Source organism: Coriobacteriia bacterium (assembly GCA_030652115.1).
GTDB lineage: Bacteria > Actinomycetota > Coriobacteriia > Anaerosomatales > Anaerosomataceae > UBA6100.
Genome location: JAUSBK010000010.1, coordinates 156,585 through 175,204, shown reverse-complemented (window position 1 = coordinate 175,204; position 18,620 = coordinate 156,585). Strand labels below are relative to the sequence as shown.

At 65.0% G+C, this 18,620-nt stretch carries 13 protein-coding genes; 6 read left to right on the top strand and 7 right to left on the bottom strand.

Annotation, left to right across the window (positions count from 1 at the left end; genetic code table 11):
- Positions 1-7 precede the first annotated feature (7 nt).
- The 6 genes from Q7W51_08780 to Q7W51_08755 all read right to left on the bottom strand — a co-directional run bounded on the left by Q7W51_08780 (position 8) and on the right by Q7W51_08755 (position 7,545).
- Positions 8-817: a CPBP family intramembrane metalloprotease gene (locus Q7W51_08780; protein MDO8848464.1), complete on the bottom strand. Its 810-nt coding sequence runs from the start codon at positions 815-817 to the stop codon at positions 8-10.
- Entirely contained in the window at positions 805-1,503 is a 699-nt protein-coding gene (locus Q7W51_08775; protein MDO8848463.1) for a DUF4386 family protein, read from the bottom strand. Before Q7W51_08775 ends, Q7W51_08780 begins: the two co-directional genes overlap by 13 nt.
- Before the next feature lie 4 nt (positions 1,504-1,507).
- Positions 1,508-2,212, bottom strand: a complete 705-nt coding sequence (locus Q7W51_08770) for a DUF4386 domain-containing protein (protein MDO8848462.1) — start codon at positions 2,210-2,212, stop codon at positions 1,508-1,510.
- A gap of 1 nt (position 2,213) precedes the next feature.
- Entirely contained in the window at positions 2,214-2,489 is a 276-nt protein-coding gene (locus Q7W51_08765; GenBank protein ID MDO8848461.1) for a hypothetical protein, read from the bottom strand.
- Positions 2,490-2,603: 114 nt separating this feature from the next.
- Positions 2,604-5,309, bottom strand: coding sequence for a LuxR C-terminal-related transcriptional regulator (locus Q7W51_08760; protein ID MDO8848460.1), 2,706 nt, complete (start codon positions 5,307-5,309; stop codon positions 2,604-2,606).
- Positions 5,310-5,442: 133 nt separating this feature from the next.
- Positions 5,443-7,545, bottom strand: coding sequence for a catalase (locus Q7W51_08755; protein ID MDO8848459.1), 2,103 nt, complete (start codon positions 7,543-7,545; stop codon positions 5,443-5,445).
- Between the two features lie 216 nt (positions 7,546-7,761).
- Between Q7W51_08755 and Q7W51_08750 the strand changes: the two genes are divergently transcribed.
- A complete protein-coding gene (locus tag Q7W51_08750; GenBank protein ID MDO8848458.1) occupies positions 7,762-9,204 on the top strand; it encodes an FAD-dependent oxidoreductase in 1,443 nt (480 codons plus the stop codon).
- A gap of 21 nt (positions 9,205-9,225) precedes the next feature.
- Here the strand turns inward: Q7W51_08750 and Q7W51_08745 are convergent, their stop codons facing one another.
- A complete protein-coding gene (locus Q7W51_08745) occupies positions 9,226-9,621 on the bottom strand; it encodes a low affinity iron permease family protein (GenBank protein MDO8848457.1) in 396 nt (131 codons plus the stop codon).
- A 263-nt stretch (positions 9,622-9,884) separates the two neighbouring features.
- Here Q7W51_08745 and Q7W51_08740 point away from each other — a divergent pair, with 263 nt between their 5' ends.
- From Q7W51_08740 to Q7W51_08720, 5 genes are all read left to right on the top strand, one after another.
- A complete protein-coding gene (locus tag Q7W51_08740) occupies positions 9,885-14,102 on the top strand; it encodes a chemotaxis protein CheB (protein ID MDO8848456.1) in 4,218 nt (1,405 codons plus the stop codon).
- A 210-nt stretch (positions 14,103-14,312) separates the two neighbouring features.
- The gene (locus tag Q7W51_08735) at positions 14,313-15,281 is read left to right on the top strand and encodes a glycine betaine ABC transporter substrate-binding protein (GenBank protein ID MDO8848455.1); all 969 of its coding nucleotides are present in this window, start codon (positions 14,313-14,315) and stop codon (positions 15,279-15,281) included.
- 6 nt (positions 15,282-15,287) lie between these two features.
- Positions 15,288-16,514 carry an ABC transporter permease gene (locus tag Q7W51_08730; GenBank protein MDO8848454.1) on the top strand — a complete coding sequence of 409 codons (1,227 nt, stop codon included), beginning with the start codon at positions 15,288-15,290 and terminating at the stop codon, positions 16,512-16,514.
- Entirely contained in the window at positions 16,511-17,464 is a 954-nt protein-coding gene (locus Q7W51_08725; protein ID MDO8848453.1) for an ABC transporter ATP-binding protein, read from the top strand. The genes Q7W51_08730 and Q7W51_08725 overlap by 4 nt, the downstream gene beginning before the upstream one ends.
- On the top strand, positions 17,461-18,210 hold the full coding sequence (locus Q7W51_08720) for an ABC transporter permease (GenBank protein ID MDO8848452.1): 750 nt from the start codon (positions 17,461-17,463) through the stop codon (positions 18,208-18,210). Before Q7W51_08725 ends, Q7W51_08720 begins: the two co-directional genes overlap by 4 nt.
- Positions 18,211-18,620 lie beyond the last annotated feature (410 nt).

Below are 18,620 nucleotides of genomic sequence, written 5' to 3'. Positions count from 1 at the left end.
GGGATCATCAGAATGGATCGGCACTCAGTGTCGGCGTGCGCATCATGGTCCTCCGGCCGAACGCGACGACAAGGAGCGCGGCGACGAGGTAGGTGATCGAGGTGTACGCCAGAAGCGGCACGGTATCGATCTTAACCGCGCTCAACAGGAAGTTGAAGAGAAAGTGCACCCACACGGCAACAAGTATGTTGCCGCTTCGGTTGTAGAAGAACGTGATCAACACCGAAGTACTGATGATCGCGACAAGGAAGGAAGCCACGTAAAGGGCCAGGGTCCCACCGGAGTACCCGGAGAGCAGCCAGAGCGGCAGATGCCAGAAGCCCCAGATGACTCCGATGAACAACGATGAGACAAGCGGGCTGAACGTCTTCTGGCGCTCGTTCAATGCGTATGCTCGCCACCCAAGCTCTTCGCCCATCGGCCCCGACGTCAGCTTGACCACCAGAAGCGGCAGGACATCGATCGCCGAGACGAACTGCAGCGAGCCGAGTGACTTCCCATTGATGACGAGGTACGCGCCGACGGCACACGCGACCGCAAGCACCTGCAGAACCGCCGGGACGACGAAGTCGAGTGCGCAGACCCTGGGGAACTGCTTCTTGAGCCAGGTCAGCAGAGGCACACCGGGGAAGACCCTCTTGTACATGATGAGGAGTGCAAAGGTCGGCGCCCAAGCGCAGACGGTTTCCATGGCCGTCTGGACGACTGGGGGGACCTTCAGCACGATCGAGAGGCCGGTGAAGACCAGCAGGAGCCAGAAGATCACGTATGCCAGGATGAAGTAGGTCCTCAGGTTCTTTCTGGCTATCGGGTCCATTCCGCTGCCCTTCCAGAGTCCGGCCTGCTCCGCACCATGACGATCCCGAGCCATAAGAACCACACGATCTGCAGCAGCCCGAACACGGCTTCCAGTCCACTCAGTCCCGGCACCAAGGTGAGAATGCCGGCGCCGCCGATCACCACACCCAGCCAGCTCAGTGCACTCGGGAGTACCTTCGTTCGAAGAGCCGCTGCGCTCAGGAGCAGAAACCACAGCCCGCCGAGGAGATCGCCGCCGGATCCGCCCAGGGCTGAAGCCAGGGGCTCGATCACCTGCCACGCCGACACGGCCTGTGCGGGCGCGGTGGCGTAGAGCCGGACCACCACTCCCATTCCGTAGTTGAACACCATGACGCTGGCGAGCAGAAGGCCCGCCCGGATGAGCCCCGCGACAGTCGCGAACTGCGCTGTCGACGGCGCGAGCTCTTTCAGGCGCTGGTGGATCGCAAAAGTGACCACGATCAGAGCGAGTGCGACGAACTCGAACGAGACGACATGCATCCAGTACATACTCGCGTAGTTGTCCTTCAGCAAGATGACCTTCTGGGTCGGGTCGACCACACGGGGGTAGTTCACCAGGAAGACGAAGTAGGGGATTGCCGCGAGATACGCTATCGCGATGTAGACTGCCGCGATGCCGCCTGCCTTCTGCACTCGCATGCTGCGTCGAGTGGATGCGTCCATGTGACTACGCCTCGCTCTCGGCACCAGAGGCCAGCGCCCTCTGATCGAACCCCTTGGCGATGAGCCAGATAGCCAGCGCCATTTCCTGGAGACCGATCGGGATGTTGAGCACCGTGTTTACCGTCGTGAAGCCGAACTCCTGCGTGAAGCCTGCGATGACGGTCGAAACCATGAACAACGCGATCGCGACGAGCCCCCAACCCGACAGCCAGCGGGGAACGAGCCGCGACCTGTAGAGCACGACGTAGTACATGAACGCTCCAACGCCGAACGGGATCAGCGCGACGAACCCATGCACCCACTCGCGTGCCGCGAGCACCAGGTTCGACGTCGTCGCCACCGTGGCCACGCTGGCGGAGCCTACTGCCACAGCCTCTTGGCCCACGGTCAGCAGCGCAAGCAGCCCGAGAGCCCCGACCACGACGAACACGGCCTCGACCAACCTGCCGGCGACAGATCCGAGGGCCAGGGCCGGGTTGAACTTCTTGATGACGGGATACAGACCGATGGCGATGCCTGCCCCGGTCAATGCCCACACGAACTCGATGAGTGCGGTCAACACCACCCGGGTGTCGTTCGTCGCCAACTTGGCGAGATCGACGGGGGCGACCAGCGGACCGCCCAGTGGGACGATGCTCAGGATCGACGTGGCCGAGCACAGGATGAACAGAACTCCCACCGCTATCGCGTTTCCTCTGTACGTGCGCATCTCAATCTCCTTCTTCTGTTGGTCGTGGCCCCGGGCCGGCATCCAGTCGATTGACCGAGACGAGCAGTACGCCCAGATCACGCACCTTCGTGAGGAGTCCGTGCAGCGCGGCCTGATCGACCACGGCGCCGGTCAAGAGCGTGTCGCCGTCGTCCTCCAGCGCGATCGACAGGCCTTCGAACCAGCCCGTCATCGCGTGCCCGAGATGGCCTTCGACCCTGATCTGATAGACCGCAGGCCAATCCGGGTCTGTCCTCTGGCTTCGCCGCTCCGCCACTGTCCTCGTCGCCCTTTGCCACCGGTTGAGGCGTCTAAGTGCGCCTCCTCTAAGAGCATGGGGGCGTGCGAGGGCACTGACATCGGTCGAAGGGACTAACCGATGGGACTAATCTCAGTGGAGAGGCAGGATGCCAAGCTCCCGGGCCCTGGCGACGGCCTGCGTGCGGCTGTGGGCATCAAGCTTGTCGTAGATGCTGCGCGCATGGGCTTTGACGGTGTACAGCGAGAGATACAGCCGGGCGGCGATCTGCCGGTTCGTGAGTCCAGCTGCGATGTGCTGGAGCACTTCGACTTCGCGCTCGCTGAGGAGCTCCTTGGGTCCGGAGGGGTGGGCATCTCCTGCCTCCCGGAACGCTGCCAACAACCGCCTCGCGCTGTCTGGCGCTATTCCGCGGGAAGCGGCTTCAGTGAGAAGGCGGGCCATCGGCGGGCCCTCGCTCACAAAGACCCGGACGTAGCCCTCCGGTTCGGCCAGGGACAGGGCACGCTCCAGTGGTGCAAGGGCCGAGGACGTGTCGCCTTGCGCTTGGTGGGCGAGCGCCTGAAACGCCAGGATCTCGATCGCGCTCCCCGTCCTGCCGCCTTCTTCGGCCGCATGCAGGAGGCGCTCCAGCAGCCCTATGGCGTCGTGGACGGCACCATCCACGTGCTCGCTCTCGTACTGGGCGACGAGCACTCTCGCAAGGGTGACGTGTTCGAACTCGTGCAGGTAGCTGAGATCGTCGTCGACGGACAGCCCTCTTTCCCGCGCCCACTCCAGTGCTTCGGTCACCCTGCCCTGCGTAGCCCAGATCCGGGCCTTCAGAGCCGCCAGGGGGCGCGCGTCTGGCAGGGGCGTCCTGATAAAGAGGCGCTGGGCCTCGTCCAGCAGACGGAGAGCGCCCTCCGGATCGCCTTGTACCTCGTGGAGTCGAGCCTTCGCGACATGCCATCGCCAACGCCATACCGGCAACTCATCCTGCTCGCCCAGTTCCTTGCTTTTCAGTAGGTGTGCTGCGGCAGCAGTCAGGTCGCCCTGCTCGAGGACCAATTCCCCAAGCCCCCGATACAGATCGGCCGCTTCCGGAGGTAGGGGCTCGCCCTGGTCCACCACGACGTGCAATAACCCCGTGAGTGCGTCGATCGCCTCACGCAGACGACCCAGCGTCGGCTCGATGTCAGGCAGGACGGTCATCGCGCTGATCGCGACCAGGATGTTGCCGGCGGCGATTTGCCTTTGGCTGTAGTCGACAAACACCCGGTCGGCGGCTTGCAGATCGCCGCTGGCCCAACACGTCATCCCCATGAGCGCGATCGCCTGTTCACGCCTGGGGTGGTCTCCTTCGGGCAGGAGCTCGAGTACTCGCTGAGCGTGCTTCACGGTGCCCGGCACATCACCCAGAGAATGGGCACGGTAGGCACGGGCCACCGCTATGGTCGCCAGCAGAGACCGAAGCTGTTCTTGGTCCACGGAGACCGTCGGCTGCCCCGGCCCGGGCTCGAGCCAGCGCTCGGCGTCAGTCAGCCGAGCCTCAGCGGCCTCCAATTCGCCACTGCCCAACAACGCGTAGGCGTGCCAAACGCTAAGCACGGGCCGAGCGCGGATCAGCTCGTCCGGCAGCGACCGCGCCCAGTTGAGCCAGATAGCGGTCTGTGAGCTCGTCACCAGCATCGGACCGGCCCGCTCGATCAGGTCCGCAGCCCACTCGAAGTCCTCGGCGTACAGAGCGTGACGGACTGCGTCGGGCCGCGAGCCGTTCTCCTCGTACCAATCGCTGGCCCGTTTGTGCAGGGCCGCTAGCTGATCGGGCTGTTCCGCGCGCGCGAGCGCCTGCAGGACATCGGCGAAGAGGTGGTGATAGCGATACCATCGACGCTCGTCGTCGAGGGGGACGACGAACAGGTTGTCTCGCTCCAAGCGCTCGAGCATCTCCTTGCCGTGCTTCTGCCCGGTGACGGCATCGCACAGGGCACCGCACAGCGTGTCGAGAAGGGAGGTCTGCAGCAGGAAGCTGCGCGCGGCCTGCGGCTGACGCTGAAGGACCTCCTCGACCAGGTAGTCCAGTACGAAACGGTTGCTGCCCGTGAAGGCCTCGATGAAGCCGACGGCATCCGAATGCCCTTGAATGGAGAGCGCCGCCAACTGCAGGCCGGCGATCCAGCCCTCGGTGCGTGTCTCCAGTGCGCTGATGTCCTCCGCCGAGAGGTCGAGACCCATCGCCTGGTTGAGGAACTCGGCGCCTTCGGAGGCGCTGAAGCGGAGGTCGGCCGCGCGCAACTCGGTCAGTTGCCCGCGAGCTCGCCACCGGGCCAGGGGCAGGCGCGGGTCCTCCCGGGTAGCGATGACCAGGTGCAACTGCGGTGGCAGGTGCTCCAGTAGGAACGCGACAGCTCCATCTACCGGTTCGGAGTCGACGCGGTGGTAGTCGTCGAGAACGAGGACGACCCCGTGGGGGAGAGCAGCTATCTCGTTCAGCAGGGTCGCGAGCATCGTCTCGGTGGGTGGCGTTTGGGGGGACTGGAGCATGCCCAGAACCCCTTGGCCAACGTCCGCCGCAACCGTCTGCAGGGCGGCGACGAGGTAGGTGAGGAAGCGCGCCGGATCGCCGTCGCCTTCGTCCAGTGAGAGCCATGCAGTACGGACTTTCGGCTCAAGACGGCTGCCGCCCGCCGCCCACTCGCTGACTATCGTGGTCTTGCCGAAGCCGGCCGGGGCCGATACGAGGATCAGCCTGCTCCGCAGACCCACGTCCAGCCGTTCGATCAGGCGGGGGCGAAGGACCACGCTGGTCCGAGGCGGCGGGACGTAGAGCTTGGTGGCGAGAATCGGCGTCGACATGAGGCAATCATAGGACACAACCCACGAAAAGCCGCGTATGCGGAAGGGTAGGCGCGAGCGGCAGCGCAACGCCCCGTCTTCCTGCAACAGAAGACGGGGCGCCGATAGCGCGATTCGCCAAGAGCGGTCCGGTCTACGGCAACGTACGCACCTTTGGCTCGCGTGCCCACTGACGCGTTTTCGCGGCTTTGATGAACGCCTTGGGATCGGCGGTGTCGATGACACCTGGGTCGGCTTTGACTCCCGCAGCCTTGAGGAGTGCTGCGGCGCCTTCGTTGGCGGCGATCGCCTTGAGGTGGCCGAATGCGTCCCGAACAAAGTCGACTGCCGCGCCTTCTTTGGCGAGCTGCTTTGCGCCTGCGTCAGACAGGACTACCGCCACTGCGTCGAAGACGACCGAGGGCGTCCCGGCGAGCTGGTTCTCGATGACCTCGTACTTTCCGCCTCCGAGCTTGACCTCGCCGATCTTGGGCGCCACCACCTTGACGGCAGCCCCGGCACCGTGTGCAGCCTTGCGGATCGCGTCGATCGCCGCGCTGTCGGATCCGTCGGCAACCAGGATGCCCACTGTGCGGCCCTTGAGCGTGTCCTTCATCTTGCCGATGAGGCCCAGCGGCGGCGACTTCGGCAAGTCCTGAATGTGGGCGGCTGCATGAGGAGCCGCCGGTAGCTTAGACATGTTCAAGCTGGCGGCGACGCGCTTGGCCAGTGTGTCGTCGATGTTGCGCAGATGTCCGACAATCGCTTCTCGCACGTGTGGGGTCTCCACTTTGGACAGTTCGAACACGTACGCCGAAACGATGTGTGCCTGCTCCGCAGGACTCTGGCTGCGGAAGAACTGGCGGGGTTGGCTGTAGTGATCGGCGAAGCTCGCTGACCGGACGCGGCGCTTGGGTCCGAGATCGATTGAAGCCGCGGCGCTGGTGAATCCGTGAGGAGACTCGAGGGGCCGATCCGGCTCGAGTGATTGCGGCTCATAGTTGGTTCGGCCGTGTGGTACAGCCATCTGCATGTGCCCGTCGCGCTGGTTGTTGTTGACAGGGCACTTGGCTGCGTTGATCGGAATCTGGTGGAAGTTCACGCCCCCGAGACGCGAGAGCTGCGTGTCGGTGTAGGAGAAGAGTCGGCCCTGCAGGAGCGGGTCGTTGCTGAAGTCCATGCCCGGCACGATGTTGGCCGGACAGAAGGCGACCTGTTCGGTCTCGGCGAAGAAGTTGTCGGGCCAGCGATCCAACACCATTCGTCCGACCGGCGTGAGTGGCACGAGCTCCTCCGGAATCAGTTTGGTGGAGTCGAGGTGGTCGAAGGGGAAGTCGTCCGCCTGCTCCTGCGTGAACAGCTGCACGAGCAGCTCCCACTCGGGGTACACGCCGGCCTGGATCGCCTCGAACATGTCCCGGCGATGAAAGTCCGGGTCCGCGCCGGCGAGCTTGACCGCCTCATCCCAGACAGTGGACTGCAGTCCGAGCGAGGGGCGCCAGTGGAACTTGACGAACGTGCTGTGGCCGGAGCGGTCGATGAACCGGAAGCTGTGGACGCCGAATCCCTCGATCATACGCAGAGAGCGGGGAATCGCGCGGTCCGACATCGCCCAGATGACCGCGTGCATCGATTCAGGCGTGAGCGAGATGAAATCCCAGAAATTGTCGTGCGCGCTTGCAGCTTGCGGGAACCCGCGGTCCGGCTCCATCTTCACGGCGTGAACGAAGTCAGGGAACTTGATGGCATCCTGGATGAAGAAGACCGGGATGTTGTTGCCCACGATGTCCAGGTTGCCTTCCTCGGTGTAGAACCTCACGGCGAAGCCACGTACGTCACGAGGGGTGTCTACCGATCCCGATCCGCCGGCGACAGTCGAGAAGCGAGCGAATACCGGGACCTTGACGCCGACATGGGTGAAGATCTTCGCGGTCGTGACCTTGCTCAGGGAGTTGGTGAGCTCGAAGAAGCCATGCACTCCCGTGCCGCGCGCGTGCACGATGCGCTCCGGAATGCGCTCGTGGTCGAAGTGCATGATCTTCTCTCGGAGGACGAAGTCCTCGAGCAAGGTTGGCCCCGAGTCGCCGGCGCGCAGTGAGTTCTGGTCGTCTGAGATCTGCACGCCCTGGTTCGTCGTGAGCGGAGGGTGTTGTCCTCCAGCGTGTTGGTGCAACTCACCGGCATTACCGGTCTCGGGGGCACCTGTCCCGGTCGCCGCGCGCTTGCCCTTGGCGGGCATCCTCTTCTGGGCAGCCATCATGACCTCCTGCGGGTTTCAGTCTGAGCCGGGCCAAGCGACCCTGCCTGTACTGCCTACCCACGAGAGAACTGGAAGAATCGTGGCGAGCAAGCTGCCGTCCCATTCCTAGGGTCACTCTGACGTCAGCCAGTGCACTGAGTGTCCGAGTCGCGGGTTGGGTAGCGGGTACATACGCCCGAGAACCTTCAACCAGCAACTCGACGGGAGATCACAGTGGATCGCGAGTACATTGAGACCGTTCCCGATGTCGCCGGAAGCGCGGGATCCGTGTGGCTCGACGCCGAGGCGGCAGACTACCCATCGCTTGACGGTGAGCGCGACGCCGACATTCTGATTGTCGGCTGCGGCCTGACCGGAGCGTTGCTCGCTCGCAGACTCGTCGGCGAGGGACGAGTCGTCATGATGCTGGAACGGCGACGGATCGCTTCCGGCACCACGGGGCACTCGACTGCGAAGGTCACGGCGCTTCATGGCGACTCATGGCGCGCGTTGCTCGCGAAGAACTCGCGCGAGGATGTGTGTACTTGGGCTGCAGCGAACCTCGCGGCGGTCGAGGAGTTCTCGGCCATAGCGCTCGATCTGGGTACCACGTGCGGGCTACGCCGGGTGCCGGCGTACTTGGTGGCCGGCGACGATGAGGCGAGCGCCAGCATCCCGGAGCACCTCGAAGCGCTGGTCTCGGCCGGGCTGCCCGCTACGCCCGCAGACGCGCCTCGTCCGTTCGGCCGACCAGCGGCGCTTCTTCAAGACCAGGCACTGATCGACCCCGCCGCTTTTGTCCTGGAGCTGCTGGCTTCACTTGGGGCGCAGGTAGAGGTGCACGAACGCACTGCCGTCCGCTCACTGGAGCGCGACGGCGAGTTCTGGAGAGCGCTCTGTGATGGGGCTTCGGTCCGTGCGCCCATTGCCATTCTGGCCGATCACGTTCCCATGCACGATACTGGCGCGTTCTTCACTCGTCTCTTCCCGTATGCGCACTATGCACTTGAGTTCGTGCCGCAACACCCGCTTCCCGACGGCATGTGGATGCAGGTCGGAGGCGAGGCGCTCACGCTGAGACCGACGCTAGACGTTGACGGCACATGGATAGCGGGCGGGGAGCGGGTTCGGGTTGGATCGGAGGCGGACGAGCGAGCCGCCTACGGGAGACTTGCGGCCTCAGTTGCGCGCGTCGTCGGAGATGTGGAGGTTGTGCGCCACTGGTCTGCCCACGATCACGAGACGCCCGATGGCTTGCCATTCATCGGGGAAGCTCCGCTCGGCCGGAATCTGTTCATGGCCACCGGGTTCGCGGGGTGGGGTATGACCAAGAGCGTTGTGGCCGCCTCGGTGATTGCAGATGCAGTCGCCGGGCGCTCGGGTCCGCTCACTGAGATCGTGTCGCCCAGGCGCGGGCCAGGTCTGACGTCAGTTCCTTCCCTGGCCGCCGAGAACGCCACAGTCGCTCGCGAATTCATGGAAGGGCACTTGACGTCGAGGCGCGGGAAGGCGCACGAAGACTCGGCTGCCGGACGGTCGTGCACGCACCTGGGATGCGAGACCAAGTGGAACACCGCGGAAGGCACCGTTGACTGCCCATGCCACGGATCACGCTTCGGTCGTCACGGCGACGTGATCTATGGGCCGGCGTCTCGAGACATCGAATCGGAACCCTGACGCACGTGCGTCTTGCCTTGGTCACTGTCCCTGCGCATCCTCACGTGCGGTTTCGCCCTCGTGACCGTCTGCCTCATGGCCGGCGTGCTGCTCGTGGAAGGACTTGAACCTGTCCTCAAGCTTCTCAAGTGCCCTGTCGTCCATGTTCTCGAGGTCCACGAAGCCCGTCTCGGCGTCCTTGGTAGCCCGGAGAAGCTCGTCCAGCTTGAGCTGGATCGCCTTCTGGTCCCTGTTCTGGGCGTTCTGAATCACGAAGACCATCAAGAAGGTGATGATCGTGGTGCCGGTGTTGATGACCAGCTGCCACCTCTCCGAATAGCCGAAGAACGGCCCCGAGATCGCCCAGACAACGACCAAACCGGCGGCTGTGACGAACGCAAACGGTGAACCTACGGCCGCGGACACCCTCTTGGCCACCGTGGCAAAGAACTCACCCGTGCTGATTCTCCAATACAGCCCGAACTGCTCGGCACAGGCACTCGCAACTCATCCGACATCTTCTCCTGGCGGACGCGTTTGTAACCGCTGCCGAGAGGGAGCACCCGCTTGGTTCTCGAAACGGCTCGAGGCCGATCCTCCGGAGAGGCACCTACTCGCTGATTGCAGGAGAGACTGGGTGGGGAGTAACTTCGTTGACGGCATGGCGATGATTCCCGCCCAAGGGCGTAAGGGGTGTGTTCTTGAGCGACAGTGAACACCGTCAGACTCCGCAAGCCCGGTCGAAGGGCGGCAAGGCGGGCGGGACGGCCAAGGCACCACGTCGTGCGCGCGCGTCCGCCTCTGCGGACGGACCGGGCACGAGGGATGTCCGCTCCTCGTGCCCCATCGCCGGAATCGGCGCGTCCGCCGGGGGTCTTGAAGCGTTCACGAGGCTCCTTCGGGCGTTGCCCGCGCGCGTGGGGATGGCGCTGGTGCTGGTGCAGCACCTCGATCCCACACAGGACAGCATGCTGGCGGACATCCTCGGCCGGGTCAGCGAGATGCCTGTGGCGGAGGCCACCCATGCCATGCGGGTGGAGCCGGACCACATTTACGTGATGCCGCCGGACGTGTCCATCCGCGTCTTGAATGGCGCCTTCGTACTTGAGAAGCGCCCGAAGCCGCCGACTCAAGTCCTGCCGATAGACGTCCTCCTGCGGTCGCTCGCCGAGGAGTGCGAGAACAAGGCGGTGGGAGTCGTGTTGTCCGGCACGGGCTCCGACGGGACGCTCGGGTTGGCGGCGGTGAAGGCGGCCGGCGGGCTGACGATCGCGCAAGAGCCCTCCACCGCGGAGTATGACGGGATGCCGCAAGCGGCAATCGGGGCTGGTGCCGCTGACGCGGTGCTTGACCCCGAACACATCGCCGAGGAACTGGTAAGGCTGGGCCAGCATCCGGGTCTGAGGGAATCGAGACCCCGGAACGAGGCTGCCGAGGTGGTCGATGAGGAGTCCCTCGGGAAGATCCTGTCGCTGGTGCGCGAGACTACCGGCCTCGACCTCAGAAGCTACCGAAGGACGACTCTGGTGCGACGCATATCACGCCGCATGCTTCTCGAGGGCGTCACAACCATGAAGGACTACCTCGGCGCCCTCAAGGAGCGCCCATCTGAAGTTGAAGCTCTGTACCGGGACATCCTCGTCAACATGACGGAGTTCTTCCGTGATCCGGACGCGATCGACGCGCTGCGGCGCGAGGTCTTCCCGGAGTTGCTGAAGCGCAAGGGATCGGGTGAGACCATCAGGATCTGGGTGCCTGGTTGCGCAAAGGGGCAGGAGGCGTACAGCATCCTCATCACGCTGGTCGAGTTGCTCGATGGAACGTCGTCTCATCCCGAGATCCAGATGTTCGCCTCCGATGTGAACGAGTTGGACGTCAATATCGCACGCACGGGTGTTTACCCGCACGGCATCGTGAACGAGGTCTCCGCCGAACGCCTGGCGCGCTTCTTCGTTCAGGTGCCCGACGGCTATCAGATCGACCGCGCGATACGTGAGAAGTGCGTCTTCGCCGTCCACGACATCACGAAGGATCCTCCGTTCTCGAGGCTCGATGTCGTGAGCTTCCGCAACGTGTTGATCTATATGGAGCGCCCATTGCAGCAACGGGTGCTTCAAGTCCTCCACTATTCGCTTGAACCCGGCGGCTTCCTTCTGCTCGGCTCCTCCGAGACGACCGGCACGGAGTCGGCTTTCTTCTCGGTCGTTGACAAGAAGCATCGGATCTATAAGCGAAAGACCGGACCTGGCAAGCTGCTCTCGGCGTTGGCGCCGTCCGCGGGCGCGCTCGGTTTCGCACAGCGCGGCAACGCGGCGCAGCAGGAGGCGGCGTTCGACATCCTCGGCGAGGCGGAGAAGGTCGTACGAGGACGCTATCATCCCGCCGGGATACTCGTCACCGCAGATCTCGACGTCCTCCAGTTCCGCGGTCAAGTCGGCAGGTATCTCGATCCGGCTGAAGGGCCTCCCGAGTTCAAGTTGCCGCGGCTGATCGCTCCGGGCCTGTCCCTGACGGTCGAGGCTGTCATTCGTGAGGCCGCCAAGACGAAAGCCGCAGCGAAGCGGCAAGGGGCTGCGTTGGAAGACGACGGCGAACGGCGAGAGGTCGACGTCGAGGTGGTGCCGATAGCTTCGCCGGCAGGGGAGTACTACTACCTGGTGCTGTTCGAAGAACGACCGAAGGAGATGCCGGACTCCGTACCGCGGACGAAGCAGGGCAAGCAACGCGTCGCCGATGAGGGTGAGGCCCCCGCACTTCGTCAGCAGCTGGACGAGGCCCGCGAGCAGCTTGACGCCGTCGCCTCCGAGAAGGAGGCCGCCAACGCCGACCTGCGGGCGGCGGGCGAGAGATTCCAGTCGAGCAACGAGGAGCTGCGCACGATCAACGAGGAGTTCCAAACGGCGCAGGAGGAGCTGCAGTCGACGAACGAGGAACTCACAACGCTCAACGACGAGTTGAGGAACCGCAACACGGAACTCGGTCGGCTCGCGGACGATCTCAACAACGTCATCGAGGGCGTCGAGATACCCATACTCATCCTCGATGCTGACCTGCGCATCCGCCGATTCACTCCTGAGACGGATGTGATCGTCAGCATCGTCCCTACCGACGTCGGACGGCCTATCACCGACTTGCGCATGAAAGTCGGTGTGCCCGAATTCCAGGACAGGATCTGTGAGGTGCTGCAGGCCGGCGTCCCGCTCGAGACCGAGGTGCACAGCACCGACGGTCGCTGGTATTCCGTTCGCATCCGGCCGTACAAGACGGGCGAGGGAACGGTCGATGGCGTTGTCATCGCTTTCATCGACATCGACGAACTCAAGAAGAGCACGGGCATCGCCGAAGCTGCCCGCGAACACGCCGAAGCGGTCGTGCAGACTGTGCGCGAACCGTTGCTCACACTGGCAGCCGACCTGCGTGTTCGTGAGGCCAACGATGCGTTCTACCGGACCTTCGCCGTCACTCCCGAAGAGACGATCGGTGAGCTCGTGCACGAGCTCGGAGACGGGCAGTGGGACTTCCCCGAGCTGTCCTTCCTGCTCGAGCAGGTCCTTCCGGGTGACCGGGAATTCGCGAACCTCGAGGTGGAGCGGGACTTCCAACGGGTCGGCCACCGCATCATGGTGCTCAATGCCCGGCGCGTGAAAGAGCAGCAGGAAGAACCGTCGATCCTGCTCGCCATCGAGGACGCAACAGAGGTGCGGCACCGTGAGCGGTTGAGCACATCCCTCAACAACATCAGCGTGACGATCGGCTCGACGCTCGAACTCGACCAAGTCCTCGAGCAGATCCTCAAGGAGTCGACCGAAGCGTTGGGCGCTGAGTCTTCGGCTGTCCTCGTCAAGCAGGGCACCAAGCAGGTGGTGAAGAAGGCGTACGGGATGGCCCCTGAGGTAGTCGGGCGCGTCTTTGACGAGCAGGAACTTGCTGTCAGCATCACGCCCCCGAGGACGACAGCGCCCGCGCTGCTCGACCACATCGAGGCCGCGCGTATCGCTTCCAACTTCGACATCCAGCTGCTGGACGGCGGTTCGGTTCTTGTGATTCCGCTGCTGTTGCGCGAGGAGCCGATCGGGTGGATGTTGTTCTACTTCCATTCGGCCAACCTGACGCTGGGAGACAGCGAAACGGACTTTGCGAGGCGCCTCGGCACGCTCATGTCCTTCACGTTCGAGAATGCGATGCTCTACTCGACGCAGCGGGACATAGCCGACACGCTGCAGGCCGCGCTACTTACCGTCCCCCCGCGGATCCCCGGAACCGACTTCGGCTACCTGTATCGCTCGGCGACGGTGTCGGCAGCCGTGGGTGGTGACTTCTACGACGTGTTCGAGCTCGACGGAGACCGCGTTGGCATCGTTCTCGGCGACGTCTCGGGCAAGGGCGTGCAGGCGGCGACACTGACCTCCCTCGTCAAGAACACGATCAGGGCGCTCGCGTACGAGGGCGGGACTCCTGCCACCGTCCTCGGCAAGACCAGCGCGGTCATCTTGAAGGCGACGCACACAGAGACCTTCGTGACGATCGTGTTCTGCGTCCTCGACACTGCTTCGGGACATCTGGTCTACTGCAGCGCCGGTCACACCAAGGGCATCGTGAAAAGGGCAGCGGGCGACGCTGAGCTTTTCGAGGTCGGTTCGCCACTGGCGGGTGCGTTCCCGGACATGAAGTTCAAGAATGGCAAGACCGTGCTAGAGGGGGGTGACCTCCTGGTTCTCTACACCGACGGCGTCACTGAAGCCCGGCGGGACGGGGAGCTGTTCGGACAGAAGCGCCTCGTCGAGTTCATTCGGAGTATGGGTTCGCTACGCCCAAAGAAGGTGCCGCAGGCGATCTTTGATGAAGTCCTACGGTTCGCGGGGGGCACGCTGTCCGATGACGTCGCGATCGTGTCGGTGGCGAGGGCGCCAAAAGGGTAGATGGCATGAGCGGCCGTGGTCGGGCCTCGTCAGCCGCAGCGGTTACTGAGTCGCCCCTCAGTCCGATCACCGTGACTGCCAACTCCGGCTACATCCAGAAGTAGATGAAGGACGCGTTGCCCGACTGATCGCGCGAACGGGTATCGTCCCTGCAGACGCTCCGACAGCTGTTTCAGAAGCTTAGTGCACCACAGTCGAGGGAGGTACGACATGCGAAAGCACGGGAAGACCCTGGCGGTGATGCTCGCTGCAGCGCTGCTGTTCGGCGCGCTCAGCGGATGCGCCTCCTCCGAAGACGGGACTGACGCCGAAGAGCTCAAGGGCCCGGTCGTCATCGGGTCGAAGATCGACACCGAAGGAGAGCTCATCTCCTCGATCGTGAAGGTGACGCTTGAGGAGAACGGATTCGAGGTCCAGGACAAGAGTCAGACCGGCGCGACCGAGGTCGTGCGCAAGGCGCTCATCGCGGGGGAGATCGATATCTACCCTGAGTACACGGGCAGCGGGTTCTGGTTCTACGGCGACACGCTCAGCGATGACGAGAAGACGGCGTTCAAGGACGGCGAGGCCGGCTACGAGCTGGTCGCGTCACTCGACCTCGCAGAGCACGGCATCGTCTGGCTCGAGCCGGCACGCGCGAACAACACCTGGGCGATCGCCGTACGTGAGGACTTCGCCGAAGAGCAGGGGCTCGAGACGATGTCGGACTTCACGGAATACGTGAAAGCCGGCAAGACCACGAAGGTCGCTGCCAGCGACGAGTTCTTCACGAACCTCGACGCGAACCCCGAGTTCGAGCGGGTGTATGGCTACACGCTCACGGCCGACCAGCAGGTGCGTTTGGCCGGGGGCAACACCGCAGCGACTGAGAAGGCGGTGGCCGATGGGACCGACGGCGTTAACTTCGGCATGGCGTACGGGACCGACGGTGCGCTTGCGGACTTCGGCCTCGTCGTACTGGAAGACGACCGCGGGGCGCAGCTGGTCTACTGGCCCACGCCTATCGCCACCGGCGAGATCATGGAGCGGTACCCCGAGATCGCCGGCCTGCTGGAGCCCGTGATGGCATCGCTCACGATGGAGAAGTTGCAGGAGCTGAACGCGCGCATCCAGGTGAACGGTGAGGATGCCGACGAAGTGGCACGCGACTTCCTCATCGCGGGCGGCTTAATCGAGTAGGACGCAATGCCGTCGCGCGCAGCAAACACGGAGGTGCGTTCCGCGCGCAGACCGGGCGTGCACGCCGTCGGGATGACCGGCGCTGTCCTCGGGCTGGTGTCGCTCGTCGCGCTTCCATTCGCCACGTTCCGCTCGAGCCGCATCCAGACCGGCGATGACCTCTCGGCACTTGCATCCCTCGGGCCATGGTGGCTGGGAGCGATCGCGGCGGTATGGGTCGCGCTCGTGGTGCTCTCGCTCGGCAACGACCGGCGAGAGGCGGCATCGGCCGCTCGCGGGTTGCTCGGCGCCGTTGCGCCCCTCGGCACGCTGATGCTATCGGCGGTGGCCGCCGAGCGACTGCTGGCCGATGGCCCGGAGTTCGCGCGTGTCTCGATCGGCATGGGTGCCTGGGCGTGCATGATCGCGGGGTACATGGTCGTGCTGGCATCGCGTCGGGAGCTGGCGGATCGGCGCGCACTCGCCGCGGTGCTCGGCGCGCTCGCGCCAGTGGGCATCGTCGTGTTGCTCGCGAGCGGCACGCTTGCGAACCTCGGCATGCTCAAGGAGTACGCCAGCCAGAGCGAGCGCTTCTGGGCCGAGGTGGGAGCGCATGTGCTCTTCGCGGCGGTATCGATGGCGATCGCGATCGTTGCGGGCGTCTCGCTCGGTGTGCTCGCGTTCCGGCGCCCGCCTCTCAAGCGCCCCGTGTTCGCGGTCGTGAGCGTCTTCCAGACGATTCCCGGCCTGGCGATGGTCGGTCTGCTCTTCGCCCCGCTCTCGTGGCTGGGTGCGAACGTGGCGCTGTTCGAGCGCCTCGGCGTGGGCGGCCTGGGATGGGCGCCCGTGATCCTCGCACTCACGCTGTACGCACTGCTCGCGGTCGTGCGCAACACCTACGCCGGTCTCGAGGGCGTTCCGCCTGCGACGGTGGACGCCGCGCTCGGGATGGGCATGACCGAGTGGCAGGTGATGCGCAGGGTGCGGATCCCGCTCGCGATGCCTGCGCTCCTCGGCGGTGTACGGACGTCGACCGTGCAGACCGTCGGGAACGCGACGCTCGGCGCCTTCGTTGCCGCAGGCACGCTCGGGCTCTTCGTCTTTGGCGGCCTGTCGCAGCAGGCGAGCGACCTGATCATGCTCGCGTCACTCGCGATCGTGGCGATGGCGCTCCTGGCGGACGGCGCTCTGCGCGCCGCACAGCGGTTGCTTCTGCCGGCCCGGACCTCCGCCGAAGGGACGTGCGACCGATGATCCGGCTGGAGCACGTGAGCAAGCGCTACCCGGGCGCGGCAGGAGAGGCCGTGAGCGACGTGACGCTCGAGGTGCCCGAAGGCCTGGTGACTGCGCTCATCGGACCGAGCGGATGCGGTAAGTCGACGACGCTTCGGATGGTGAACCGTCTGGTCGAGCCTGACAGTGGAACCGTCCTCCTCGATGGACGTGACATCGGCGAGCTTCCCTCGGAGGACCTGCGTCGCCACATCGGCTACGCCATCCAGGGCGTGGGACTGTTCCCGCACTGGACGGTGGAGCAGAACATCAGCACCGTGCCGCAGCTGCTGAAATGGGATCGTCCGCGTATCAGCGCGCGTGTGCGCGAGCTCCTCGGCTTGATGGGGCTCGATGCGGATGCCTACGCGTGCAAGTACCCCTCGGAGCTCTCGGGCGGGGAGGCGCAACGGGTGGGCGTAGCTCGAGCGCTTGCGGCTGACCCGCCGGTGCTCCTGATGGACGAGCCGTTCGGCGCGGTCGATCCACTCACGCGCGAGCGACTTCAGTCGGAGTTCCTCCGCATCCAACGTGCGCTGCGCAAGACCGTTCTGTTTGTGACGCACGATATGGACGAGGCGGTCCGGCTTGCTGACTGGATCGTGGTGATGCGGGAGGGGAGGATCGTCCAGCGTGACACACCCGAGAGGGTGCTCGCATATCCGGTCGACGACTTCGTCGGTGGTTTCGTAGGCGCCGAGCGCGCCTTGAAGCGACTCTCGCTCGCGCCGGTGACCGAGGCGCTCGGCCCGGTGGATTCTTCGTGCGGGTCAGCGTGCGCGGTTCGCGCGTCGGCGTCGATGCGGGAGGCGCTCGCCCGGATCCTCGAGCACGGCGTGCCCGCGATCGCCGTGATCGACGACTCCGGCAAGCCGATCGGCAGCGTGAGCCTGGAAACGATCGTCGAGCGCTTCCGGCGGCCCCTCGGATGACGCGATTCAAGCCCTTCATCGCGCCCGTGCTCGGCCTGACGCTCTACCTGGCCATCGCCGCTGCGCCCGCCGTACTTGCGGGTGTCCTCGGCGCGCTGTTCCCGGGCGAGACGCGCGTGCTCTACCCCGACGCCACGCCGCTCGAGCTCGTCTGGCAGCACGTGCGACTCGTCGGCATCTCGAGTGCGCTTTCGGTACTCATCGGGCTGGGCATGGGCGTCTTCGTGACACGCCCCGCCGGGGCGGACTACTTCGACGTGGTCACCGATCTCACCAACCTGGGACAGACGTTTCCGCCGGTCGCGGTATTCACCCTGGCGGTGCCGCTGCTGGGCTTCGGCCTCGAGCCGACCGTGCTCGCGCTCACGCTGTATGGCGTGCTGCCGGTGCTCCGCAATACGGTGGCCGGCCTCACAGGCCTGTCGTCCGAGGTGATCGAGAGCGCGGACGGAATGGGGATGCGCCCCGCGCAGCGCCTGCTGAGAGTCGAGTTGCCGCTCGCCGCCCCGCTCATCATGGCGGGCGTGCGGATCTCGGTGATCGTGAACGTGGCGACCGCCACGATCGGAGCCGTCGCCAACGCCGGCGGACTGGGTGCGCCCATCATCAACGGACTCGTGAACCTCGATCCGGCTGTGACCCTTGAGGGGGCGGTGCTCGTCGCGGGTCTCGCGCTCATCCTCGACGCATTCCTGGTCGCCGCCGAGCGGGTCTGGGATCCAGCGGGGAGACTCCGCGCGGCCTGAGCGCGCACGTCGCGGGCGGTGCACAAGAGAACGCGGCATGGCGGCGCTCGGGCATCGGCCACTCTCTCGCCGTTTGTCAGCAGTCCCATCGCTGCTACACTTTTCGCTGACAATGCTCCGGAAGGCGGCAGATGGCGCGAGAGCGCAGCGCAGGTGACGATCGTCGGCGAGCGACGCGACGGACGTCTTCAGCAGCACGAAGCAACGAATCTGACCGGGCGGGGTCGCGCAGCAGCGGCCGTGCCTCAACGCGCACGCGTGCATCCGGAGACGTTGAGCGGCGAGTCGGGTCGCATTCCGCCGTACCCGAGGTAAGCGACGGGACCACCATGCCCGAGCGTCCGTCGCGAAGTGCGCGGCACGCGCGGGGGCAGTCACGGCGTTCGTCGGTCAGCAGCGGCGGTCGGCAA